The organism is Chryseobacterium sp. TB1-D10, from assembly GCF_059803555.1.
This window is the reverse complement of the sequence record NZ_JAPFHB010000006.1, coordinates 181,262-207,270: the sequence shown is the minus strand read 5'-3', so window position 1 is coordinate 207,270 and position 26,009 is coordinate 181,262. Positions and strand designations below refer to the sequence as shown.

Below are 26,009 nucleotides of genomic sequence, written 5' to 3'. Positions count from 1 at the left end.
TTTTGTTTTCATCATTTGTTTTTGTTTCTGTTTTTCTATAATTCAAAGATATTCTGCGTTGGCGCCAAAACTCGTCGCATTAAAATTTATATTTTGTTTTTTATCAATTTTTCTGCAATCTGATTCAGCAGTTCATCATTCTCTTCTACATAGCATAAACCGGCTTGTATCAATGCTTCCAGGTTTTTCTTTTTCACATTATCCATCTCCGGAGAAGCGGTTTTCAATGAAGGATTAATTCTGTAATAATTCTGCTGATTCCGTTTCCCCAATGTCATAAACATCTGGCTGAGTTGATAATCAACCGTTTCGGCATTGGCAGAAAGCAGAATGTCAATTATTGGTCCTACCCAAGCAAGCTTTCCGATATTTCGGTATTTTTTAATTGGATATGTTTTCATTTCTGTTCCGGTGCCTATCGAGACAATAATCATATCATTTACACTCGGATAATTTGGTTTGAATGGATTTTTGAAGATGTCGGCAAAAGGAATTTTTCTGGCTTCGGCATAAGCGCATAAAGCCGGATTATTGGCAAACATTCCGCCATCTATCAGGCTGAAGAATTGTCCGTATTTTGATTTGATCTGAACCGGGGCAAAATAAGTTGGTGCTGCCGAAGTTGCTCGACAAACATCTCTAACCAAAAAATTCTGCTGGCTTTGTTCTGCATTAATTGTATTAAACAACTTTGCTTTTCGGTTCTCAATATCATAGCTGGTAATGAGCGATGGTTTTATAAAATCCTTCAGTTCCAGATCTCCGAAAAAATCTTTGAGTTGTCTTTCCAAATTATCCTGAGAAATACGTTCGCTGAATAATCCGAAAGGATTCACAAGGCTTTCCCAAAGAGAAACATTGAAGATATCTTCACCCTTTTCCGTATAAAGTTCAAAAGCTTTTTTAATAGAATATTTGGCTTTTCCGTTCTCATTAGGATAGAGTAAAACTGACGCCAGGATTCCGCCGGTGCTGCTTCCCGCAATCATATCGAAGTAATCGCCAAGCTTTGCATTAGGATGGTCTTTTCGCTGTAGAAGTTCTTCCAGATAACGGAGTATGATGCAAGAAATAATCCCTCTGATACCGCCGCCATCCAAAGAAAGTATGGTTATCTTTTTCATTTTTTCTTTTGTTTTAATTTGATTTGATTTGATTTGATAATACAAAAGTAAATGAGGGCGGCGACAGAACTTGACGTGATATATTTTGTTTTGAGATATTAAAAAAAATAAATTAATCTGGACGCAGTCCAAAAAAATCAAATGGAGAAGTTTTCCAAAAAGTAATTAAATGAGACTTATATTCAAGTAAATTTCTAATACAGAATCTCGATTTCTATTATTATTTTCTATTAATAATAGAATGTATTAAGTGCTATAAAACTTTTTAAACAAAAAAAGCTCAGAAAAAAATTTCCACGCTCACACAAATTAATCAAATTAAAAACTATTTCTGCTCATATTCTGTTTCCCACTCATTTCCGTCATCACCTTTATGACCATCCATTTTAATCAGGAAGTTTTTAGCCGGAAAATCAGGTTTCATATGAATATCAAGATGAATTCTGTCTTTTTGTATGGGATCCTGCTCAAATTTTCTGATTTCAAAATTTTCAATCAGTTTACCAGGACCAGTAATTCCGTCAAGAAAACGAACAATTTGGTTCATAATTTCTTTTCTTGTCACAGCTGTGAAGTTTTCAAACGCTCTTCTGTTCAGGAAATCCATCAAAACTTTGGTCACATAATCGAAAAATCTTACTACAGAATATGTCTGAAGCCCCAAGTTGTCACCGTTGAATAAAGTTTTACCAGAAAATGCCATTACTTTTCCGTACTCATTTACCATCGGAATCAATCCAAGAATGAATGAAGTATTTCGCGTTTTTGCAATCGACGTGTCTTGTATATTGAAAAATGAGTACGATGAGACTCAATATAAAAAGGACTCCAAAGCTTACGTAAACTTTATAGTCAACATTAGAAAATAAATTGATTTTAGTTTTCTTCATTATATTTTGTGTTCAACACAAATATAATTACATTTCACACATAAACAAATGATAATCAAACAAATACAACTTAATGAATCTCTGCCAAATTTTACAGTTTTTGAAAAATAAATGATTTTATTGTTTTAATAATCAACATAAAATAATTATTTATTGAATTAATACAATTGTATTCAATTACAATTTAATTGATTTTTTGTAAAAAAAAACAAAATATTAGTTTTAAAAGTATTTCGAATTTATTTTGCATATCATTTTATGAAGAAATCTAAACATTTTGTTTTGCTATTTTTGATTCATAGTAGTAAAAACAGATACATCTTTGTTTATAAAATCTTAAGTCATAGAATATTTTCGTACTTTTTGACCTAATCAAAAATCAAATTTTTTGAAATATTTTTTTAATGAATGGGAAAAAAGGCTATTATTTCAAACAAGTTTTGCTCTTGTTTCTTAAGTTTTTGAGAAAATATTTAAAATGCATCGGGAATTTGTAATCCACAGTTTTCAAAGCTACGCAATAGTATTACTATCAAAAAACAATATTAAACTATCTTTGGTATTTAATTTGCTATTTTAAATTATAGTGATATAAAATATGGAATTTCAGTTAAAATTTAAAGTCAACGAACATCTTTATTTAAAAGATCCTGAGAATAGCGAGATTGGAAAATCAATCGTAAAGGACTCAATAGAACTTATTTACGAGACTGGTTTCGAGAGTTTTACGTTCAGAAAACTAGCGCAAAAAATCAATTCTACAGAAGCTACAGTTTACAGATATTTTTCTTCAAAACATAAATTACTGACTTACATTCTCAACTGGTACTGGTCTTATATTGAGTTTATCGCCAAGCAAAGATTACAGGAAATCAGGGAACCACATCAGAAAATGGAAAAAATTCTTGAAATCATTACCCATAATGATGAGACGGATGATAAGATTGAAGATTATGATCTTGCTAAACTTCATAGTATTGTGATTGCAGAAAGCAGTAAATCTTACCTGGTAAAAGAAGTGGATGAGATCAATAAAGAGTTGGTTTTCAATCCCCTGAAGAGCCTTTGTAATTTTTTTGGAGAAGTGATATCGGAAGCTAAACCAGATTTCCTTTATCCAAAATCATTTGCAAGTACATTGCTTGAAACTGCTCATAATCAGCAGTTTTTCAGTGAGCACCTTCCGAAACTGACAGATAATCATATCAATAAAATAGAACATAAAAAATATGTTCTGGAGTATCTGCGCTTCATCACTTTCACTCTGATCAAATAATATGACACAAATGGAAACTTCTCCAAAACAGCACGGCTATAATCTTTTTAAATATGTAACAAAAGAGAAAAAAGACGTTACCAACATTTATTTTTACGCCATTCTGAATGGTTTGGTACAGCTAAGTGTTCCGCTTGGGATACAATCTATCGTCAGCTTCGTGATGGGAGCAACGATGGCCACTTCCATCTATATTCTCATTGCGTTTGTGGTCTTAGGAACCTGGCTTGTCGGCTATTTCAGGCTTAAAGTAATGCAGATCATTGAGAAAATCCAGCAAAAGATTTTTGTCGAATTTTCTATTGCTTTTGCAGAAAAACTTCCGAAAGTCAGTCTATCAGCCACAAGGAAATATTATCTGCCTGAGCTGGTCAATCGCTTTTTTGATACACAGAACCTCCAGAAAGGCATTTCGAAGATATTGCTTGAGATTCCTACGGCTTTGATCCAGATTTTATTCGGAATTCTGCTGCTCTCATTCTATCATCCCTGGTTTTTGGTATTTGGTGCATTGGTCATAATTTGCGTGGTTATCATCTTCAGATTCACAATGGAAAGCGGAATAAAATCCAGTATCGAGGAAAGTGACAAGAAGTACGAGGTTGCATCATGGCTGGAAGATATTGCTGCATCCATAAAGACCTTCAAGCTCAATTCGAAAACAGAAATTCATCTCAAGGGAACAGATGAAAGAGTCGTTGATTATATCGATGACAGAACTTCTCACTTCAAGGTTCTGGTAATTCAGTACAAAACCATCATCGCTTTCAAAGTGATTATCACATTGGTAATGCTGGTCATCGGAACTTACCTTTTGATCAATCAGCAGCTGAATATTGGCGCATTTATCGCGACTGAAATCGTTGTACTAAGCATTATGACGGCGGTAGAAAAGCTGATTGTAAGTCTTGAAAGTTATTATGACGTGATAGCTGCTTTGGCGAAGCTGAATAAAGTGACAGATTTGCCCGAAGAAAAAATGGGTGCGATCACCTTTGAGGAGCAAAATACAGGTTTCGCTATCGAGTTCAAAGATGTGACTTTTGCATTCAATGATTTCCAGAAAATTTTGGAGAATGTAAATTTTAAAATTAATGAAAATACAATCAGCGTCATATCAGGCAAATTAGGCAGCGGAAAATCTTTGCTTCTCAATATGATGACCGGATTTTATGAGCCAACTGTCGGAAGTGTTTTGGTTGATAAAATCCCACTGAAGAATATCGATAAAATAGCTTTAAGGAATGAAATCGGGATGTACCTTGACGATATGACCATCATCAAAGGCACAGTGTACGAAAATATCATTCTGGGGCACAATGAAACGTCGGCAGAGCAGATTCTTGATATTTCTGAAGAGATGGGAATTGAGAATTTCTCAAGCCAGTTCAGCAACGGTTTCTTTACCAATATCAGCGAGACAGATACCGAAATGTCGTTCAGTTCAAAAAAGAAAATTCTGCTTCTGAGAGCTTTAGTTGGCGGAAAAAGATTGCTTATTCTTGAAGATCCGCTTGACGGAATGAATGATGAGTTCAGAACAAAAATGACAGATTATCTTTTAAAGCTTAAAGAAACAACTACGATTGTCATTGTATCCGAAGACCCAGCACTAATAAGTAACGCAGACCAGCATCTGCATATCGAAGAAGGAACGGTTAAAAATTTATTTAATAAAGATTAAGAAATGGAACTGCAATCAGTCAATAAAATATATCAAATCAACAAAAAGTCCCGGGTAAAAAGATGGTTTTTATTCATCTTTCTTGGCGGAATTATCGTTCTGTTTTTACCGTGGACTCAGAATATCAAAGTCATTGGAAATGTGAGTACGCTCTATCAGGAACAGCGTCCGCAACAGCTAAATTCACCAATTCCCGGCCGGATCATCAAATGGCATGTGAAAAACGGAGATTATGTAAAAAAAGGTGATACCCTACTCCAACTTTCGGAGGTGAAGGAAGATTATCTGGATCCGCTTTTGGTCAAAAGAACTGAACAACAGGTAGATGCTAAAAAAGGTCTGCAAAAATATTACGAAGCTAAAGTCGGAAGTACCAACGATCAAATGCAGGCTTTAAATTCAGGAAGAGAGCTGAAACTAAGCCAGCTCAAAGTGAAAATCAGCCAGCTAAATAATAAAATGGCTGCTGAGGAGGCTGAGCTTGCAGCTGCTAATAATGAACTCCGAATGACTGCTGACCAGTACGAAAGACAGAAAAAAATGTATGATGAAGGTCTGGTTTCCCTTACGCAATTTCAGCAGAGAAGTGTTTCTTATCAAAATGCTTTAGCAAAAAAAACTGCCACAGAAAATAAATTGGCACAAACCCGACAAGAGATTGTAAATGTAAGCATCGAGCAAAACGCCACCATTCAGGATTATAATGAGAAATTGAGCAAGACAGAAGGTGACAGGTTCCAAAGCATGGGACAAATTGAAGGAAGTGACGGTGATATTGCCAAGCTTGAAAATCAGGTTGCCAATTACCGTGCAAGACAAGGTTTGTATTTTGTAATTGCTTCCCAGGATGGGCAGGTGGTTCAGCTCAACAAAGCGGGAATCGGAGAAATACTGAAAGACGGCGAAAGCATTGGTGTGATTGTCCCGGAAAAGGTAGATTATGCAGTGGAAGTTTACATAAAACCTGTAGATCTGCCATTGGTAAAAGAAGGGCAACGAGTGATGTGTATTTTCGATGGTTTTCCTGCAATTGTTTTTTCAGGCTGGCCAAATTCCAGCTACGGAACTTTTGCCGGAAAAGTGATTGCTATAGAAAATAACATCAGTGCCAATGGAATGTTCAAAGCGTTGGTCATTCAGGATAAAAACGAAAAACAATGGCCTCCAAAAATCAAAATGGGAACCGGCGTTCAGGGAATTGCCATTCTGAATGATGTTCCGATCTGGTACGAGTTGTGGCGAAACATCAACGGTTTTCCGCCGGATTATTATGAAGTAAAAGCAACAGACAAATCTGCAGGCGATGAAAAAGCTAAAAAATAAATTTCCGTTTATTCTCTTTTTGCTTTGTATCCAGTTTTCCTATGCGCAGGATTCTTTGAAGCTTTCGCATCAGGAATTTCTTAACATTGTTAAGAATTACCATCCTTTGGCTTTCAAATATCAGCTTCAAAATAAAATTGCGAATGCAGAAATCACCAAAGCAAGAGGAAACTTCGATCCCGTAATTGCCGGAAAATTTGGAGAAAAAAATATAGACGGGACAAAATATTACGAACAGAAAAACATCGAACTTGGAATCCCGACCTGGTACGGACTCGACATTACAGGAAGCTACAACTATCTGGATGGAGAAAAAATCAATAATAGTGATACGAGAGGCGGATTGTATCAATTCGGGGTTACGATTCCATTAGCCAAAAACCTTTTGTACGACAAGCGACGAGCGATGCTTGATCAGGCAAAATTCGGATTGAAAATGACAGAAGCGGAACAAACCGTCCTAACCAACGAACTGCTTCTGGATGCGGAGAATACGTTTTGGGAATGGGTAAAGAATTACGAAATCTACAAATTACAAAGATCTGCCGTAGAGATCAACAGAGAGCGTCTTATCCTCACCAAAAAAACGTATCAGTACGGCGAAAGGCCGGCTATTGATACTGTAGAAGTTTTATCTCAATTACAAAATTTTGAACTTCGCGAGCGTGACGCCTATCTTAATTTTGTTAAAAGCACGCAGGATTTGCAGATGTTTCTTTGGAAAGACAATCGGGAACTTTTTGAAATTTCGCAGCTGATTTTTCCTTCATCCAACTTAGACGGACATTCCGGTTATTCGGATTATGAATTTTTAGTTGAGAACATCTCTTCGAGACAGCTGGAAAATCATGCCTCAGTCGAATATTATTTTCAGAAGCAAAACATTCTCGAAAGTGAAAGACGGCTGAAATGGCAGAGCTTTCTTCCCAAACTGGATTTTACCTACAATTTTTTCAATAAAGAAAATTACAAACCGGATTATCTTCCTCTTTTTGACAATAACTTTCAATATGGCTTGAAACTCGAAATTCCAATTTTCCTGAGACAGGCAAGAGCAGATTATGAAATAGCTAAGCTTAAAATTTCGCAGAACCAGCAGGATTTTCAGTTAAAATCCCGCGAGATCAGCACGAAAATTGAAACTTATAAAAATGAGGTCAGCAATTATTTCACACAGATCGATATCTCTAGTAAAAACCTTAATAACTATCAGCGTCTTTTAAATGCGGAAGAAATCCGCTTCAGCAATGGAGAAAGTTCTTTGTTTTTGATTAATTCCAGAGAAAATAAATTACTGGAAGCCAAGGAAAAAAACTTAGAACTCAAAACAAAATTCCTGAAAAGCTATAATAAACTGAAATGGCTGAATGAGAATTTTTTCAAGATAAAAATTTAGTCTTTAAATATATTTTCCTACACCAACTTTAAAAATTCATCATTCAGTTTCAATTGTAAAAAATCTGGGTTGAATCATTTTATTTTTTGATTATTTTGAAAGCTTCCGGAGAATTGTCAACTTTTAAGATATAAATACCTGTCGGTAAATTTGCAATCTTTATAGTGCCGTTACTAAAATAACCTTGTTTTACAAGACCTCCTGCGGTATTGAAAATTACAAATCCCGAATCCTGTCTGTTGTTATTTTTTGAAACTATGTGAAGCACATCTTTTACAGGATTTGGATGAATTTGGATATCACCTTTGTTATAATCTTTTATCGTAATTACAGAATTGAGGTATGTTGTCTCAGTATTTGTCGTGTATGGCAGATCTCCCATATATCTTTCTGTATCTTTTACACATCTCACTCCCATAGCAGCTTGTGGGTAAAAACCGGTTCCCGATGCAAGTTTTCCTCCGGAACCTGACGTGCTGCTGAGATCAAGTCCAATAGCGTAACCTGTATAGAAATCGGCAGGAGAACTGGTCCATAATCCAGTTTGATATTTGTAATTATCTGCCTCAGGAGATCCGCTCCTGATATTTTTCCAATCATTCCCACCAAGTATTCCTCTGATGCCAATTGCCGGAATATTTCCAATGTTATATTTGGATTCGGTAAAACTAAATACCCAGCCAGATCTGCTGCTTGGTGTTGTACCTTCTGTAGTAACTGAAAGCGTGTAGCCTGGATATTGCCTCACGTTTACCGGATTATTAGCCGAACCACCCATAAGATCTGCAATTGTACTCTGAACAATACCATAATCTGAAAAACTGTTTGTTGTGTTGTAGCCATTATAGAACCAGGGAGAAGAACCTTTTGCATAAGAACCGTTGGAGCCTGCAGCAAATAAATTTGCGTTTGCAGTATCCGGCACTCGCCATCCTCCGGGACAAGGGTCATAGACAGATTTCTCTGTAGCGTGTCCCCATCTGTCTTGCGCAAGTCCATTTTCGTCGGAAATCCAATCCTTTACCTGTAATGATTTTGCGAGTAATGTCCCGGCATCTTCCATTCCAAGTTCATTCCCTGTTTTGGATCTGAAAAGAAAGTAAAATGGATTTTCAGTAGCATATTTTATGACTTTTCTAATTTTTTCATGTTTAGGATCGGCAGCAACAATTCCCGCAGAAGATTTATAAACATTCCACTCTCTGGAGTATCCGGTATTGTCTGTTGATGAAAAGATGGAATCGGTAATAGGGTTTGATATTGATAAAACAACATTGTTATCAGCATCTATGCCGGTTTGTTTAAAAACACTATATCCCGCTGCGACCTGTACACTATTGGCGTGAGCAGAAATGTACTGAGTTCCTCCAGGATTATGGAAAGTTGGCAATGGATCTTTTCTTCCCCATTGGTAATGCAGTCCGCCAGATTGCTGAATTTGTGTTTTAGATTGTAATTCGACTGCTAAATTTGGTCTTTCCAGGGATGATGGCAATGCCTGCAAAGCCCCGAGATTTCTGTCCATAAACGTGGTAGTAAGAGGTGTTCCACCTTTAGCGGGATTTATTATTTGATTATTTGTAGTAGGGATAATTCCACCATTCTCAACAGATTCAGTCTTATAAGTTATTTGATTCTGATCAGACATCGGATATGTGACCGGCGCCCAAATGTGCCAGCTCCAAAGAATTTTATCCGGATTAGATGTTCCCCACACCCCATTATTACCTTTATGAAAAGCAATTACAGCATTACCTTTTTTGTTCGCAGCTAGGGTAACTTTCATTTGCTGATCCGGATACGTCCCAACTATTTGAATTTTTTTAATTAAGCTCTCATTATCTGTCCATACCACACTACCTGTATCGATATTACCAGACGGAAGTTCCTTATTATCTGAAAGGTAAAGTTTGTGCATTGCGTAGGCTTTTTTAAGACTAATAATCAGCTCTTTATCTTGCGACACCGGATCATTTGCTTCACCAGTCATCACTACAAAACTATTGGATTCTTTTGTCCATGCCTTATAATCGGTCTGATCATTGTCTGTTGATAAAACATATTCTGTATCATAAACTGAAGGCAACAATGACATATTCGGATCTTTCATACATCTTACCGCTCCCAATCCGTTTGTTTTAAGTGTTTGGTTGACGTAGATTCCATTCCATCCAGTACTGGAAATATCTGCTCTTTCGGCATCACTACGAATAATAGTTCCTCTGTTGCCTCCAATCCCATAAGTGGCATTTAGCAAAACACCATCAGATGCTTGATCCTGATAGACAACCTGTGGATTACCGTCGCCTGTCTGATAGTATATATAATTTCCCGAAGTTGGAATTAATCCTATTTTTCTATTATCCGTCCCATTGAAATCTATTCCTCTCCCAGGATATACCTTCACTCCGATTAATGCATCATTAACTGAATTCGGCAATATCTGACTGTAAGCGGTATTTGTATCATCATTGAAACCACTGTTTTTCCTGCCTAATGGGTTAAGATTATTATTAATAGTATTTCTTCCATAATGAGAAGGAACTCTCCAACCATTTGGGCACGGGTCGTATTCTGATTTTAGCTCATATGATTTGCTATCCGCAGCAACAATATTATCACCACTAGACGCATTACTATGAAGACCTTTTCTATTATCAGACCAAAGATCCCACGTTTCTATAAGATCCGGATTGGAATTATTACTTTTATATTCCTGACTGGAAAACCAAGTACCATCAGTTGGAGAATGGGTTATAATATTTATGGGATTATTAATGGAATATCTTATATTTCCAGTGATCTCATTGCTACCTGTATCAGCTCCTCTTTGTTTTACAGATATTGGAGAAGACTGTAAACTTGCCTGCGAATGTCTTCTGCTTCCAACATCGCCTGTCACTTCGTAGAACATTCCATCTTTATATTCCAATGGAGGCACCGGATCTTTTCTGCCCCACTGGTACATCAGACCACCTGACTTGTGCCAGTCATGACCAAGAAAGCTCGCATTTGTTGCTCCAAGATTCCGATCCATATATTGAGGGGTAAACGATTGATTCAGTACATCAGTTTCAAAGCCTTGGTCATAAGTTGCTCCAGCTTTAGGATCATCCGTAACCCAAATATGCCAAGTCCAATAAATGATGCCATCGACTTTAAATGCGATACTCGCATTACCCTCACCTTTTGTCTTATCAATTATAACTTTAATTTTTGCGTTTTCACCAATACCCTCAATAGAAGTTGAATTTACTAATCCATTTACATCTTCCCAAAATACAGTGGCAGTCTGCTCGCCATTTTCATTGATTGGCGTGAATATACCAGAATCATCTTGCATATACCTGCCTTGTCTCCACATTTGATAAGCTTTTGCAACAGGAATATATAATCCATCAGTTTTTGTACCATCTGGCAGTGTACCATTTTTGTAAAAAATATAGCTATTTGGAGCTAGCGTGTAATCAGTTTCTACTATTGCATGAGGCTTTTCAGTATCAAATTTAATAAGTGGATTTTGAACGTTTGAATCATGTTCAATAGCTCTATGTTGGAAGTTCAAAATGTTTGATGAAGACTGACTAATTGTCGAAAACTTAGATGCCGGCTTTTGCGAATATAAAAACTGGGCACTGAATAATACAAACAAACTATAAATTTTTAGCATACTAAGTTTTTTTTATTATCATATTGCAAAATACGTGCTAATAAATCAATTATAAGTTATTATAATTGATAATATGTAAAAAAAAGCGATTTACTTTACAACTACAAAATTAATATAAGAACAGAGCAAAAAACATCTACAATATTTCGAAAAAATCGTATTAAATATCCGCCGTATTGCGTAATTAGATTTTCATTTTGAGAATTCTTTAGCTGGTCTATAAAAAACGGCATAAGAATGAGAATCAGCACGTTGAAAAGTTGAAAAGGGAAATTCTCTGAAAGACAGAAGTGTTAAATTAACAGAAAGCTAAAATGATTAAGTTATTGCCATAAGCATTCAACAAAGACTTGAATTAAGGTAATTTTTCAAAATGTTATAGAATTTACCAACCAATAATGCACAAAGAGAGAGATACCATGTGAAAAAAATCATTTGTTAATCCACTTTGGTTACTTTAACATCTGCAAAATGCCCCAATGTTCCGGGACCAATCCATAATCCGATACTCCCACGAATATCTTTACTCTGCTTTAAATCATTTACGATTAAAGTTGGTTGAGAAGCACCATTAATGTAAAGTCTGGCGGTTTCATCATGTACAACAATTTTTATTTTTATCCATTCTGCAGGTAATATATCCACGTAAGCTTCATACTGTCCCGGGGCTTCGATTCTTAATTTTTCCCAAGGATAGCCTGGAATAGAAATATATTGGCTGGAGTGGTTTCTGCGTACTTGGTCATTCGCCCGACCATTTGTGGGCCGCAAATATAAAACCTCCATTTTAGAAGCGTCTAAAGCTGCCCTGAATGCAATACCAACAAATCCACGAGCTGTTTCTCCGGCGTTTGCAAGTGGCTCCCCGGAAATGGTTGCTTCTATAATACCATTGTGAAAATCAATATCCTTTAGTACCGCAAGTGTTTTATCTCCATTAGCTTGACCGGGTATTTCAAGAGCTAAAGCATTCTTACCTTTAAAAACAGATTTTTTCACAGTTACCTGAAACGGAATGACATCAGTTGGAACTAATGCACTGTTCTGTGCTTTAGACGGTAAACTAAATACTAACGTTAATATAATGAAAAATAAAAGCTTTTTGCTCATAAAAAAGAGAATTTTCAGGATTCGAATTCATCTAAAATAATAAAAATAATATTCTAAAATACATACTCATTGAAAACTGTGAGTCTAATACTTTCCAATATTTCGAATTGAAAAGTATATCGAAGATTTTCAAATAAGACGCATCAATAAAGAATATTTGTTGCCTTTTTAATTAAAAAAGACATAGCGATTTAAATATGAAGGTCTAAGCAATTAAATTTTACCAACCTCTGTAAACTTCCGTTTATTCCATTGCCTTTTGAAAACTTTTCCCTCCTCAAACCTATAGAAAAAGGTCTCCTTTTCTGGTGCATTTGGTCTGATGAGTGTAAAACATTCTCCCTCCGGAAGTTCAATAATCTCGTGGATCGTACTGGCCGGAACAAAATGTGAATCGCCTTCTTTCCTGTGATGAACTGAGCTAGTATAAGTTCCGTCTTCAAATATTTCATAAATCCTTTCTACATAACTACCCTTTAAAATATGAGTTGTAAAACCAAAAGGGTGATCATGGATATGCTCGTGCTGATCTTTCTCGCTGAAATGATGAATAACGGCATCAAAAGGCAAACCTGTAAGATGATGTTTTGTGAAAACTGCATTCATTTTTTCACGTTTGACTTTTATATTTATCATTTTGATTTATTTACTTGTTTAGTATTCTGAAAGTAAGCTTATTTTATGCTGAATTATTTTCAATTGGAGGATTTCAGGAATTAATATAGATATTTTCCTGGACTGAGAAAATTTTAGATTTTATAAAAATAGGAAAAAAAATGGAGTAATACTTTTAACTCAAGTATTTATCCAAATTTTACAAAAATCTTTTCAACTGGTTATTTTGGCCAATGTCTTGGTATCAGAATTGTAAATATCAGAATTGCATCTGAACTTAAAATATCATGATTATTACAACAGAAGATTTTAGTGATTCTTTTTTTTCGAAATTTAAAATTTTGCCAGGCGTAAAATCAAGCGTTGTCATCCCTGTAAAGGATGAGGAATCCTATATTTTAAAAACATTGGATTCATTTGCAAAACAAAAGAACCTTTCCGGTAAACCTATTGATTTTAAAGAATTTGAAATTTTGGTTTTAGCCAATAATTGTTCAGATCAGTCAGTTTCAATTATAAAAAAATTTCAAATTGAAAATCCTCATATCAATATCTATCTGGAGGAAGTAACCTTGTTGCCAAATCAGGCAAATATTGGTTTTGTAAGAAGAAAACTGATGGATTGTGCGTGTGCCAGACTGATTAAAAATGGCGGTGGTATTATTTTGACGACAGATGGTGATACAATGGTCGCTCCGGACTGGATTGCGCAAACACAACTGGAGATAAATAGTGGTGCCGAAGTTGTAGGTGGCAGAATTTTACTCTATCCCAATGAACTTGAAAGTTTGGATGAATTTACACTTTCGCACCACCTCAAAGATGAAAAATACCAGCTGTTAATTGCTGAACTTGAAGGACATATTATTAATTATAACTTTGATCCGGTTCCAAGACATCATCAGCATTTCAATGGCAGTTTTGCAATTACTACAGATTGTTATGTCAAATCTGGCGGTGTACCTTTTGTAGACCATTTAGAAGATTGTGCATTTTTTGATCGATTACAAATGATAGATGCAAAGATTCGTCATAGTCATCACGTAACTGTTCACACTTCCGCCAGATGGGTTGGCCGGACAGAAATTGGACTTTCTTACCAGCTCAATGTCTGGAAAAACATGGGAACTCATGTTGAAAATTGTTATGTAGAATGTGCAGATTCGATTATCAGTAGATTTACCCAAAAGAGAATCCTGAAGGATATTTGGGATCTTAAAGGTCATATCACCGAACTGGAATTTAAACAATTAATTCAACAAACAATTCCTGAAATTTTTAATAATGACGAGATTTTTAATTCATTCAATACTTCTTTATATTTCGGAGAATGGTATGAAAAAATGACTGCATTCAATCAAAAAAGATCCGCAAACAAATTTCCTGATGTTCCTATTGATATTGCGATCAGAGATTTGCAAATCAGGCTAAAGGAATATTCAAATCACGATTTTGTCCAGACATCAATCCGATAATTTTCTGCTCTGGTGCTGAAAACATTGAACATTTTATCTTTCATTAATTTTTCAAAGCTATTATGAACCTCATCTCCAGTCTGTGGATAATCGTGAACTTCAGGCAGCCAGTGTACTAACACTATATTTCCATTGGGAGCAATTCTTTCATATAATTCTTTCACCGCAAATTCCCAATCTGCAGGCGAGAGGTAATAGGCAACCTCTGAAACCATAATCAGGTCAAACTGATCATTTGGAAGTTCCTTAGGAAAAATCATCTTTTTAAAAGAAATATTATTAAGATTGCTGTTGCGTTTACTTGCGATATCTAAAGCTTTTTGTGATACATCAGTCGACAGCAATTGAGTAGATAATTTTGCCAACAGTGCTGTGAGAACTCCGATAGAGCAGCCAATTTCCAGAACATTTTCATAATGTTTTTGTGGAAGCGCTGCGATGGTTGCAGCATATTTTGCTGATTCATATTCGCTGGTTTCAAAATTCCATGGATCTTCACTGGCATCATAGACATCTTTGAAGTATTTGGAATCTAAAGATTGTTTTTCTTCCATTATTTTGAGATAAAAAAGGTTTCATAAGGTACATTGAAGTGATCAAGCATTTCCTGAGACAGTCTAAATCCTTCGGGATCGTCAGTAATCAAATCTGTGATTTGCGAAAGGTGTTTCGAGATTGCCTCCTGCTTCTGAGAAAGCACATTGCTGATATTTAGCCTGAAGGGCATTGATTCCTCAGGGGTTGGTTCATCGCCAGAATCTCCAAGCTCTTCCAGCCAGATGGGATATTCATAAATTTTTGCGTTAAAAGTATCTGCAGAATTTATCAGTTGAAAAGCGGCCTTGTGATCGGGATGTGGATCTCTTCGCCATGGGACGAAGATGCTTTGTGGATTAATAACATTTAGTATTTTGGAAATACTGGATACGGACGCTTCGAATTTTTCACTGTGAATTGAAGGCACATTTCTGTCCGGAAATCGACAAAATATAATATTTTCTGCATCCACACCAAGTATTTCTGCTGCATCCAGCAATTCTTTTTCGCGCAGATCACGCAGCTTTTCGGCAGGATACTCTTTGCTGTTGGGATGCGATAATGTTCCATCACTTAACAGCAAAATAAAAACATTCTGTCCATATTTCCTCAGCAATGAAATGACGCCGCCGCAACCCAAACTTTCATCATCGGCGTGCGGTGCAACAATAAGTGTTGTTCCAAATCCCGTCACACATTGTTCAGGCGCTAATGGAATATTATCGTAATTTATTTGATTCATTTTTTTTCTTTTTATTAAAATTTAAATCCCAAATTTCACCGGCAGAAATATTGGAATTAAGTACATAACCGCCAACATCCGCAAGGACCGCATCGGGAGCAGGTTGTCGCAAGTAGATGCTAAGATCGCGAATGATTCGTTCGAAATGATGAGGTTTATTAAGTCCACGTGCACCAACGCATTTTTGACAAAGGGTCATAACTTCAGTACAGATTTGCTCAATCGCAATACGCATCATATTGGCATAAATGATGAAATTTTCGCCTCTCTTTTTCGTAGGTTTTTTCATATATCGATCCATTCTCAAAGCGGCGCCATTCAACCATTGATTTCCGGACTCCACCGCAATGGCCATTTGCCCCAATCGTATTTTTTGAAACGGGTCGCCTGTTCTGTTCAAGCTTACCAGATATTTCCTCGTTTCGTCTAAAAGCTGTTCCGCAGCTCCCAGCTGAACTGCTGCAAAACGTACTGCTCCACCACTAAAACCTGGCTGCTGGTAGTAATCTCCTACCGATCCTAACAGATTAATTTTTGGAATATTTGTATTGTGGAATGTCATTTTAAAGCTTCTGCTCGACTTCATCCCCATCGGATTCCACCAGCTTGAGTCGCTTTTTATGTTTGCATTATCAAGAGGCACTACACACATCTGCCAGGATCCATCTTTTTTTGCAGCCGTCACAATTGGTCGTGTGACATAATCAGTACCAGTTGCAAAGGTTTTTGAACCATTTAGTTGATAATCACCTTTTTCTTTTTTAGATAAAAATGTACCATGCTGAGCCTGAGTATTCCAAACACCGAATAATTTACCGGCAAAAGCTTCTTCTGCAAAAAGCTTCTTTTGTTTTTCGTCTCCAAATTGGTCAATTAATATTTGGGCATTGATGTGTCCTTCCAGAACTCTTCCGATTACCAGATTTCCTTTGCCAATATTTTTGAGAATAGTAAGCAAAGCCAAGTTGCTGCCTGGCACCAACCCCAAATTATTCCCGCCATACACTTTGGGAATGCTTGCTGTTAAAAGTTGGGCAGATCTTAGTTTTTCTAATGTTTTTTCGGGAAAAGAATTGACAGAATCAGTTTTCGCAGCTTCAGACGCCGATGTTTCACCGATGATCTGTGCAGCTACAACTAACTCTGCCAATGTAGATTTGCCTAAGTCAGTATATTTATTTTTCAAAACCCGCAGTATAAATTATGGACATTATGGTAGATTTAAAATCAAATAACTTTTTGATTATTCTAGACTAACCCAATATAATGCCGTAAATAAACTATAGGATTTAATCTTTTTTTGTTTGCAACTATTGCAGATTAAATACTTAAAAATCTTAAATAGAAAATTATGAAATCCAAATACTATCAATAATTCCTAAAAGCTAAAGCTAAAAATAAAATCGTCCTGCAAAATTGCAAGACGATTTTAGATTATTTATCGTGATTGAGATTTATATTAACTAATTACAAGCTTGATAAAGTCTTTCCAAGCAGCTTATCGATTTCAGTCTGCGAAATGGTTGGATTTGCACCAGGCTTGCTTGCTACGATCGCACCTACTGCGCTGGCAAAATCCATAGCCTCATCGGAATTTTTATTCGATAATAATTTGGCAATCAGACTTGCCAGAAACGAATCGCCTGCTCCGACAGTATCCGCCACTTTCACAGGATAGCCGCCGTGTTTGTAAAATTTGTCGTTCCATAGCAATATGGAACCGTGTTTTCCCAGTGTCACACAAATGGAATTCGTCTTCGTTTTTTCTGAAACAAAACGGATATTTTCTTCCAGATTATCTGATTCAAATCCTAATTCTGAGGCAATTTCCAGGATTTCCTCATCATTGAATTTAATGAAATCGGCTTTTTTCATTAATTTTTCAAGAACTTCGATATGATAAAAAGGCTTTCTCAAATTAACATCGAAAACTTTAAACATCTCAGGATTCGAATCCAGCAAACCAAAAAGTGTTTTTTGTGAAACATCATTTCTGCAAACAAGACTTCCGTAGAAAAAAACGTCAGCATTTTTTACGACAACTTTTGTTTTTTCATCTGCTTCTATAAAATCCCAGGCAGAAGGAAATTTGATTTCATAAGATGCAGAACCACGTTCGTTGAGTGTAACCTGAACAATTCCGGTTTCGTAATCATCTGTTGTGATAATTCCGTTGGTATCGACATTATTATTTTTAATATAATCGCAGATAACTTCGCCGTCTTCATCCTTACCTACGGCACTTATCATCGCCACCGCAAATCCGAAAGAAGCTGTTCTAAGTGCCAGATTGAGCGGTGCACCACCTATTTTTTTTTCATCGCCAAAAACATCGAAGAGCACTTCTCCGTAGCTTACTGCATTTATTTTTTTATTAAGAATCATCAATTAGGGATTTTTGACATTAATACTACTGAATGAACTGTCCGAAGTACCAAAAATACTCCAATTTCTGTTCACGACATCATAAACACGATTACTAAAAGCTACTTTGTCATTCACATAAACCACACAGATATCATTACTAATGGTGGCTGTCACATTATAACTTGTCCCAGAAATGCCGGATAACGGATAAGAATTTACAAATTCCTCAGTACCATTGTTCAAGACATAACTGGCAATTCGGTTGGCGGAAGGCTCAAATGAAATTTTGAATCCGCTGTTTCCATTGTTATCCTGTGCCAATATCATTCCTGATTTTCCACTTGCTGAAGCATTGAGAGTAAAAGTGATCATATTGGCTTTCTGAAGTTTCCCAAACATCACCTGAGAATTGGCAGAGAGATTAAAACTGTTACCGTTCTGAGAAGCATTTCCTGTAATTTTATCCACGGAAACAGCAGCACTTTGTCCAAACACAGATTGTACTGCTGAAATTGGTTTTACAGCCAAAGTTCCATCAGCGTTCTGACTCAGTTTATGAGCCACAAGATTTCCGGCCCAGTCCTTTCCGCCGGTGTTGCTTTCAGGAACTTTCCTGGCAGTCCAGCCTACAATGTAGCGGTCTGTATTATCCGAAACTGTTTTCGCTGCGTAGAGGTAGGAACCGTCCAGCCTGTCATTTGCAGGAGTTATCCACGGACCGTTTGGTGAATTTGACATTCTGTAATGTGTTCCGGTGTCGCTGCTCCAGTTTTCTGAAAAGACAAGATACCAATAATTACCCATTTTGAAGAGATCCGGACACTCCAGCATAATATAATTTTCCGATGAAGTCGTCGTATAAATCGGGGTTCCCACTGTCCAGTTTCCGCTTGCAGGATTAGTAGAAGTAAACTTTAGCACGACGGCTTTTTTGGCTGAGGTCTGTGCAGAAACCAGCATCCAGTATTTTCCGTCTTCAGAATTAAAGAAAACGTGCGGGTCACGGAATTCGTAATCATAATATCCTACCGGAGCTGTGATTTTAAAATTCTTCACTTTCGTCCAGTTTTTCATATCTGTACTCGTTGCCAAAAGAACACTTTCTCGAGGATTATTAGACAAAAATGAAGCACTTGCATTATGCCCAGTGTAATAGTAATAATAAGTATTTCCTGCCTTTACAAGACTTCCGGTTCCCACTCCGAAATCCGGTTCTGAAGCTGTTCCGTAAGGTATTTGTCTTCCCTGATAAGTGAAATCATTAAAATTGGTCGTCTCAAAGCTGTGAATATCGTGAAATCCCTCACCAGCAGGTTTCGTTTTTGCGTCGTGCAGGAAGAAAAGGTGGAATTTTCCGTTTTCGTAATAAGGCATTACGTCGCCTACATAACCTGCCGTATAATATGGATTCCCAGTTCCCATCCATTGGTTTGACGGCTGCGGAAAAATATTGGTCTGTTTGAAAATCTCATCCGGATTCACATCTGCAACGGAATCATTATTCTGGCAGGAAAAAGTTGCCAGAGCCATTACAGATGCTAAATATATTTTTTTGATTGTCATTGGTTCTGAAATTAATTAGTTACAAGATAATTAAGGCTGTTCTCCGTCAGTTTTTTGATGTTATCAAAAAATCCGTTAGACTGGCTTGGAGTTCCGTTTGCCGTTTCATTATACCAGTCATAAGCACCCATCGAGATAACCATACATTTTTTATTGGCAGTTCCGCCTGGGAATTCAGCAATGCCAACCCTTCCGTCCAGCGTGTTATCCCAACCTTCACTTGCAAGGTTATTACCTCCGGTTTGGTTTCTCCAGCCTGCGCCGTTCACGTAACCGCCCCATTCCGGCAAAAACCACCACGCTGTATGATTTAGCCTGAATGTTCCTTTCTGAAGAAGATTGGCCTTTCCAGGTTCGTAAGTCTGAAGCCCTTCAAAAGCAGGATGATTTTCGTGACCTTTGAAAGAGATTCCCCAATCACTCCCTGAATCTATAAATCCATTCGGTAAGAAATCTCCGAAAACGTTGTTAGGACCTTTTCCTGCAGGAACAATACCCAAAGCATCCACATATTGTGAAGCGAATCCTGTGAGTAGAATATTGCCTCCTGCGCTTAAATAGTTTTTAATTTTTGATGTCACATTTGCGTTCAGCGCCTCCCCGGGAACTGCAGCAGCAGAATCAAAATGCCACCAGATAATATCGATTCCAGTTAAGTCTGCAGTCCCACTCGCCACATCCGCCATTGATACATAGACCGCTCCCGAGAATTTACCGAAAAGCCAGTCGGAAGCTGCAATTTCATCAGGATTTGTCAAGCCTGTCCTGGTAGATGCCATTCCGATAAACGCAACCGATGGTCCCGAAACAGGTGTTGATACTTTCGCTGCGTATATTTCCGTGAGATTGGCATTGGATACAGTAAACTGAACCTGATTGCTGAAATTAATGGCAGTTCCAGATGCAGGATTGATGCTCACGCCGGGTGCCATTTCTATTTCAGGTTTTAATGCTGTTAGATCCGTTCCTTCAGGCACCGTAAGAGAAATGCTCTTGCCGGAATGGTTGATGGTTGCTGACAATCCATTAATTTTAAAACTGATAATCGGAACCTGAGCGATAACGCTTACCTGATAATCTTTGTAGATATTTCCATTTTTCACTCGGAATTTTACAGGCTGCGAAAAATCCAGTGCTGTTCCCGACGCTGGCGAAATCGATGCACCCTGCGGAATTTCAATGGCAGGCGATAAAGCTTTCACACTTGTTCCATAAGGAAGCGTCACTGTAATTTTATCAATTTTATTATCAATCTCTCCCGCTGCGCCATTTACTCTAAAGGAAGAAACATTTACAGAAACCTCTGTCACAAGTCCGTCTTCTATCTGACTGTCGCAGGACCACACCAATATTGCTGAAATCAACAGCAAAATCACTATCTGAAATTTATTAAATATTGTTTTCATAAATCTTTAGTTTTTAATAACCATTATTTTGTTTATACAATCCCTGGCTGAAGTTGATCTGGGCTAAAGGAATCGGGCAGTATTCTTCAATGCCGTGGTCAAATCCGGCTTGTGAATAGTAAGATCTTTTCGTTTTTTCCCCGGAATAGTATGTATTCATCGTACCTGCTGCAGTTCCCCATCTCACAAGATCAAAGAAGCGGCTGCCTTCCATAGCAAACTCCATTCTCCTCTCCCATCTCAGGGCTTTTCTGGCAAAATCCTGATTCCATGTACAATTGACTCCAGGTTCATATTTGCTGATCAGATTGTTGCTGGTGTAACTTCCAGTTAAAACCGTACTGTTTCCCGCACGTTGTCTCACCTGATTGATCAATGGTAACGCTTCGTTGATTTGTCCGAGTTCTATAAGAGCTTCAGCTTTCATCAGCAAAACATCAGAATATCGGATGATGATCCTGTTTTTGGAATTGCCATAAAAAGGATCAACGTTGACAGTACAGCCGCAACCTACAGGTACATTTTCTTTTAATGATGCGTAGTAACCGTAAGTTCCCGGACTTCTGTTCCAGCTTTCCTGATAGATTTTATTTTCTTCATATTTCCAGGGCAATCCCGGCAATGCAACCGTATGGTAGAGTCTTGGATCTACTTTATAATTGTTCAGCTGATTGTAATTCAAATCAGTTTCGTTATAAGTATCAAACATCGGCAGACCCTGAGGTGTGGTTTTAAAAGCATTTACCAGATTCTGACTTGGCTTATGGAAATCACAGCAGCCTAAACCTTGTGGTAAAGAAAGTACATCACCATAGTTCAGTCTTCCGAAAAGTGTCCCATCGTTGTCTGAATATTGAATGGAAAAAACCGATTCAGGACCATTTTCGTGTGTTCCCGGAAGGAAATTGTACCCGAAATCTGATTCCAAAGTGTAGTTTCCGATGACCTGATTCGCAGCATCAATGGACTTCTGAAGCGTAGCAGGATTGATCTGAGTCACCGTATAATTATCGTCCTGCTCGTATGCCTGATACAGTCTTACTTTTGCCAAATAGGCATATGCAGCACTTTTCTTAGGTCTTCCAACTTCAGATTGTGTTGATGGAAGATTTGCAGCTGCAAATTCAAAATCGGAAGCGATGCTTTCCCACAATTGCTGGTCTGTTTTAGCCCGGTTGGAGATTTTCGGATATTCATCAATAGGTGTATTTTCATCCACATAAGGCACATATTTGAATAGCGTTTTTAGAAGGAAATAAAAATGACCTCTCACAAATTTCATTTCGGCAATTCTCTTTTGCTTATTGGGATATTGTGCATCTGAAAGCTGATTGAGTGCGGAAATAGCCTTATTACATCTACCGATACCTACATAATGCAGATACCAAAGGCGGTCTAATTCACCGAAATCCGAACGGATATTACTGGATATTTCAAAAAAGTGAAAGGTCTGAATATCATTGGTTCCGCTACCTCCTTTATAGGCGTCGTCCGAACGTACATTTCCGTAAGGCCAAAGGCTGAAAGGCGTGTCGTAATGGTCATTTCCAAGAGCAGCATAAGCAGAAACCACAAAACCATCAACGTTTTGAGGGGTTATGACATCAGCTTCGGAAAGCACACCTCTGGGCTCATTGTCCAGAAAATCATTGCAGGAAGAAGTTCCAAGCAAAAAGGCACAAGCTATTGTTAGTAGTATATATTTTTTCATTGTTATAATATTTATGTTTAAAGGGATAAATTAACTCCAAAATTGAACGTCAGCGGAAGCGGATAACCAAATGCCGGTGTTTCAGGATCGATGCCTGTGAAGCTTTTTGATTTGATGGTCAAAAGATTCTGTGCGCTGAGATATATCCTGAAATTTGAGATCTTGTATTGTTCAAGCACATCTTTCGAAATACTGTAACCCAATTGCAAAATTCTCAATTTCAGGTAATTTCCATTTTCCACATAGTAGGATGAGAACCGGGATTCTGCATTGCTGTCCACTGTAGTCAGTGCCGGAACGTCAGAATTAGGATTTGTTGGCGACCAAGCGTTTAAGAGTCTTGTTCCTTTGTTGGAACCCACATCATCCACGCTCCAGAAATCGGTTTGATATTTTTTAGCATTGATGACATCCACATCGCCGATGCCCTGCCAGAAGGTTGATAAATCAAAGTTTTTATAAGAAAAATTGAGGTTGACGCCGTACATATAACCAGGATTCGGATTTCCAATCCAGGTTCTGTCTTTGTCGTCGATGATTCCGTCTGAATTCAAATCTGCATAACGGATTCTGCCCAAGCCTTTTCCCGGCTGTGTTGCAGAATTGTCCACTTCTGACTGCGTCCTGAAAAGTCCGTCGGCAACATAGCCATACATCGAATTGATTGGTCTTCCAAGAATGTTATCTGTTGTACCATTCCCACCATAATTATTGATAACGGATTGGGGAAGTTCCGTGATTTTGTTTCGATTCACTGAAAAATTTCCTGAAATCTCATAGCCAAATCCGCCCGATGTTTTGTCCTGATAGCTTAGAGCAACTTCAATTCCTTTGTTTTCCATAGAAGCACCGTTGATCCAGCGGTTTCCGCCTTCGCCAATGACACCGAGATAAGGTGGCAATACCAGAATATCTTTGGTATCTTTCTGATAAACATCCACACTTCCCGTCAGCTTTTGGTTGAAAAATCCAAAATCCAAACCGAGGTTGGTCTGCGTAGTGGTTTCCCATCTAAGATCATCGTTTTTTGTTTGAGTGGCAATAAATCCTGAAGGTAACAAGCCGCTTCCAACACCGGAAATATCGTAAGCCGTTCCATAAGAAGTGGCCCAGGTAGGATTACCGCCTGCATAATTGGCAATGTAAAGCGAGTAAACCGCGGAGTTGCTTATTTCCTGGTTTCCGGTCTGTCCCCAGCCTGCTCTCAACCTCAGATCTGAGAAAAAAGGAATCAATTTTTCAGCAAAATCTTCTTTATTGATTCTCCATCCTAGCGAAAAGGCAGGAAATGTTCCAAAACGGTTGTTTTTTCCAAATCGTGACGAGCCATCATAACGCACTGTTGCTGAGAACAGATAACGGTTGTCATAATCATAAGAGAATTTACCAAAGTAAGATAACAAGCTGTAATATGTGGAACTTCCGCCGTTAAAAGCATCGCCTGTGCCAGCGTCGGGATACATATAATCTGGTGTTTCAATCAGGAAGCCTTCTTTTCTCAGCCAGGTATTGTTGTAAGTGTCGCGATACGTTTCTGTACCTCCCAAAATATCGAAATGGTGATTACCCGCTTTTGCAGTATATTGTAAAGTGTTGGTCCAAGTCCATTTTTCAGTATCGGATTGATCAATATTCACGGCATTCATATTATTCTGAAGATAACCGGAAACATAGCTCCTTTGAAGCATTCGTTTGTAATAGTTGGAAAAGTCGATACCGAAGCTTGATTTTAAAATCAGATTTTTTACGATCTGCAATTCGGCAAACACATTTCCGAAAAACCTTTGGTAGCGGTAACCGTTGTCTTTATTATATTCCAAAAGACGTACAGGATTTTGACGGTCATTCATTCCTCCAACAGGACCGCCCCATCCAATTCCGTCAACTGTACGAACAGGAATAATAGGAAGTGCTCTCAGAGCTGGATCAAGAACTCCGGGATCCATCAGCTCATTGGTCTTGCTGTACGTGAAATTTTCACCTATTTTTAATTTACCATCGAAGAAATTATAGGACGTATTCACACGGGCAGACAATCTTTTAAAATTGGTCAGTTTGACAATGCCATCATTATCATAGTAACCCATAGAGAAGAAGTAAGAACCTTTGTCTGAAGCACTGGAAGCTGAAAAATCCAGAGAATTGGCTACACCTGTTTGGGAAACCTCATCATACCAATTGGTATTGGCAGACTTGATGGTTTTCGCTGCGTCCAGATATTCAGGCACAAAGCTGTTGTACAATGTAGGCACACCATTCAGTACACCCCAGTCAAAGTTGTAGCTGAGATTGTTGAGGTTAGGATTCAGACCATCATTGATATTAGCTCGCCAAAGTACCTCTCCAAATTGTTTTGCATTGAGCACTTCAGTTTTCTTAGCATACTGAGAAAAAGCCGTATAATAATTCAGGTCAATCCTCATCTTCCCTTTTTTACCTTTTTTGGTAGTGATGATAATCACACCGTTGGCTGCTCTGGAACCGTAGATGCTTGCGGAAGAAGCATCTTTCAGAACCTGCATGGTTTCAATATCGCCAGGATTGAGTTCGTGCATTCCCGCTTTCGTAGGTACACCATCTATTACATATAATGGATCTGTGTTGTTCAAGGTTCCGACACCGCGGATCAGCACTTTGGTATTTCCACCGGATGGCGAACCGTCTGTTGAGATATTAACGCCAGCAACTCTACCCTGCAAGGATTTGATGGGATTAGGTTCGCCTTGTTTATTCAGGTCTTTCATATCAACTATGGAAACTGCTCCGGTGATGTCAGCTTTTCTCTGTTTCGTGTATCCGGTAACCACCACTTCGTCGATGTTTTTGATTTTATCAGCAGCCAAAACAATATTGAGAACTGTTTTTTCGTCCACCACCACTTCCTGAGTGGAATAATCGGGATAAGTGAAAACCAGTGTATTCCCCTTTTTCAAATCATTGATTTGAAAAGCCCCACTGCTGTCTGTAGTTGTAGATGCACCCGTATCGGAAACGGTCACAGTCACGCCGCTCAGAGGTTTTTGATTCGGCGACAATACCTTTCCTTTAACAATTTCCTGTGCAAAGACGTAGGAAAAAGGAAGAAGGCAGAGCACAACTGCCATTTTATATTTCTTCATA

Annotated in this window: 17 protein-coding genes and 1 pseudogene; 5 read left to right on the top strand and 13 right to left on the bottom strand. The window is 37.8% G+C overall.

Annotated features, from left to right (window positions below; genetic code table 11):
• Positions 1–86: 86 nt before the first annotated feature.
• Both OPU68_RS10095 and OPU68_RS10090 read right to left on the bottom strand, forming a co-directional pair.
• Positions 87–1,124 carry a patatin-like phospholipase family protein gene (locus OPU68_RS10095; RefSeq protein ID WP_498473858.1) on the bottom strand — a complete coding sequence of 346 codons (1,038 nt, stop codon included), beginning with the start codon at positions 1,122–1,124 and terminating at the stop codon, positions 87–89.
• A gap of 325 nt (positions 1,125–1,449) precedes the next feature.
• Positions 1,450–1,866: pseudogene (locus OPU68_RS10090) on the bottom strand (type VI secretion system contractile sheath protein TssC); the annotation flags it as partial.
• Positions 1,867–2,612: 746 nt separating this feature from the next.
• On the opposite strand from OPU68_RS10090, the gene OPU68_RS10085 reads away from it, so the two are divergent.
• Genes OPU68_RS10085 through OPU68_RS10070 form a run of 4 tightly spaced genes read left to right on the top strand, consistent with a single transcriptional unit; the run spans position 2,613 to position 7,693 of the window.
• A complete protein-coding gene (locus tag OPU68_RS10085) occupies positions 2,613–3,290 on the top strand; it encodes a TetR/AcrR family transcriptional regulator (protein WP_498473857.1) in 678 nt (225 codons plus the stop codon).
• Between the two features lie 10 nt (positions 3,291–3,300).
• Complete coding sequence (locus tag OPU68_RS10080) at positions 3,301–4,974, top strand: peptidase domain-containing ABC transporter (protein WP_498473856.1); 1,674 nt, start codon at positions 3,301–3,303, stop codon at positions 4,972–4,974.
• A 3-nt stretch (positions 4,975–4,977) separates the two neighbouring features.
• Positions 4,978–6,297: an HlyD family secretion protein gene (locus OPU68_RS10075; RefSeq protein WP_498473855.1), complete on the top strand. Its 1,320-nt coding sequence runs from the start codon at positions 4,978–4,980 to the stop codon at positions 6,295–6,297.
• A complete protein-coding gene (locus OPU68_RS10070) occupies positions 6,278–7,693 on the top strand; it encodes a TolC family protein (protein WP_498473854.1) in 1,416 nt (471 codons plus the stop codon). The genes OPU68_RS10075 and OPU68_RS10070 overlap by 20 nt, the downstream gene beginning before the upstream one ends.
• Before the next feature lie 79 nt (positions 7,694–7,772).
• On the opposite strand, the gene OPU68_RS10065 is transcribed toward OPU68_RS10070, so the two are convergent.
• The 3 genes from OPU68_RS10065 to OPU68_RS10055 all read right to left on the bottom strand — a co-directional run bounded on the left by OPU68_RS10065 (position 7,773) and on the right by OPU68_RS10055 (position 13,109).
• On the bottom strand, positions 7,773–11,258 hold the full coding sequence (locus OPU68_RS10065; protein ID WP_498473853.1) for a T9SS type A sorting domain-containing protein: 3,486 nt from the start codon (positions 11,256–11,258) through the stop codon (positions 7,773–7,775).
• A gap of 543 nt (positions 11,259–11,801) precedes the next feature.
• Positions 11,802–12,473, bottom strand: coding sequence for a hypothetical protein (locus tag OPU68_RS10060; protein WP_498473852.1), 672 nt, complete (start codon positions 12,471–12,473; stop codon positions 11,802–11,804).
• A gap of 213 nt (positions 12,474–12,686) precedes the next feature.
• The gene (locus OPU68_RS10055) at positions 12,687–13,109 is read right to left on the bottom strand and encodes a hypothetical protein (RefSeq protein ID WP_498473851.1); all 423 of its coding nucleotides are present in this window, start codon (positions 13,107–13,109) and stop codon (positions 12,687–12,689) included.
• Between the two features lie 266 nt (positions 13,110–13,375).
• Between OPU68_RS10055 and OPU68_RS10050 the strand changes: the two genes are divergently transcribed.
• Entirely contained in the window at positions 13,376–14,563 is a 1,188-nt protein-coding gene (locus tag OPU68_RS10050; protein WP_498473850.1) for a glycosyltransferase family 2 protein, read from the top strand.
• Here the strand turns inward: OPU68_RS10050 and OPU68_RS10045 are convergent.
• From OPU68_RS10045 to OPU68_RS10010, 8 genes are all read right to left on the bottom strand, one after another.
• Entirely contained in the window at positions 14,533–15,117 is a 585-nt protein-coding gene (locus OPU68_RS10045) for a class I SAM-dependent DNA methyltransferase (RefSeq protein WP_498473849.1), read from the bottom strand. The genes OPU68_RS10050 and OPU68_RS10045 overlap by 31 nt on opposite strands.
• Positions 15,117–15,842: a PIG-L deacetylase family protein gene (locus OPU68_RS10040; RefSeq protein WP_498473848.1), complete on the bottom strand. Its 726-nt coding sequence runs from the start codon at positions 15,840–15,842 to the stop codon at positions 15,117–15,119. The genes OPU68_RS10045 and OPU68_RS10040 overlap by 1 nt, the downstream gene beginning before the upstream one ends.
• Positions 15,820–16,992: an acyl-CoA dehydrogenase family protein gene (locus tag OPU68_RS10035; protein WP_498473847.1), complete on the bottom strand. Its 1,173-nt coding sequence runs from the start codon at positions 16,990–16,992 to the stop codon at positions 15,820–15,822. Before OPU68_RS10035 ends, OPU68_RS10040 begins: the two co-directional genes overlap by 23 nt.
• Before the next feature lie 317 nt (positions 16,993–17,309).
• Positions 17,310–18,227, bottom strand: coding sequence for a carbohydrate kinase family protein (locus OPU68_RS10030; protein ID WP_498473846.1), 918 nt, complete (start codon positions 18,225–18,227; stop codon positions 17,310–17,312).
• A gap of 3 nt (positions 18,228–18,230) precedes the next feature.
• Complete coding sequence (locus OPU68_RS10025; RefSeq protein WP_498473845.1) at positions 18,231–19,772, bottom strand: glycoside hydrolase domain-containing protein; 1,542 nt, start codon at positions 19,770–19,772, stop codon at positions 18,231–18,233.
• Between the two features lie 11 nt (positions 19,773–19,783).
• Complete coding sequence (locus OPU68_RS10020) at positions 19,784–21,178, bottom strand: DUF4960 domain-containing protein (RefSeq protein WP_498473844.1); 1,395 nt, start codon at positions 21,176–21,178, stop codon at positions 19,784–19,786.
• A gap of 13 nt (positions 21,179–21,191) precedes the next feature.
• The gene (locus OPU68_RS10015) at positions 21,192–22,889 is read right to left on the bottom strand and encodes a RagB/SusD family nutrient uptake outer membrane protein (protein ID WP_498473843.1); all 1,698 of its coding nucleotides are present in this window, start codon (positions 22,887–22,889) and stop codon (positions 21,192–21,194) included.
• Positions 22,890–22,906: 17 nt separating this feature from the next.
• Positions 22,907–26,008, bottom strand: coding sequence for a SusC/RagA family TonB-linked outer membrane protein (locus tag OPU68_RS10010; protein WP_498473842.1), 3,102 nt, complete (start codon positions 26,006–26,008; stop codon positions 22,907–22,909).
• Between the last annotated feature and the right edge of the window lies 1 nt (position 26,009).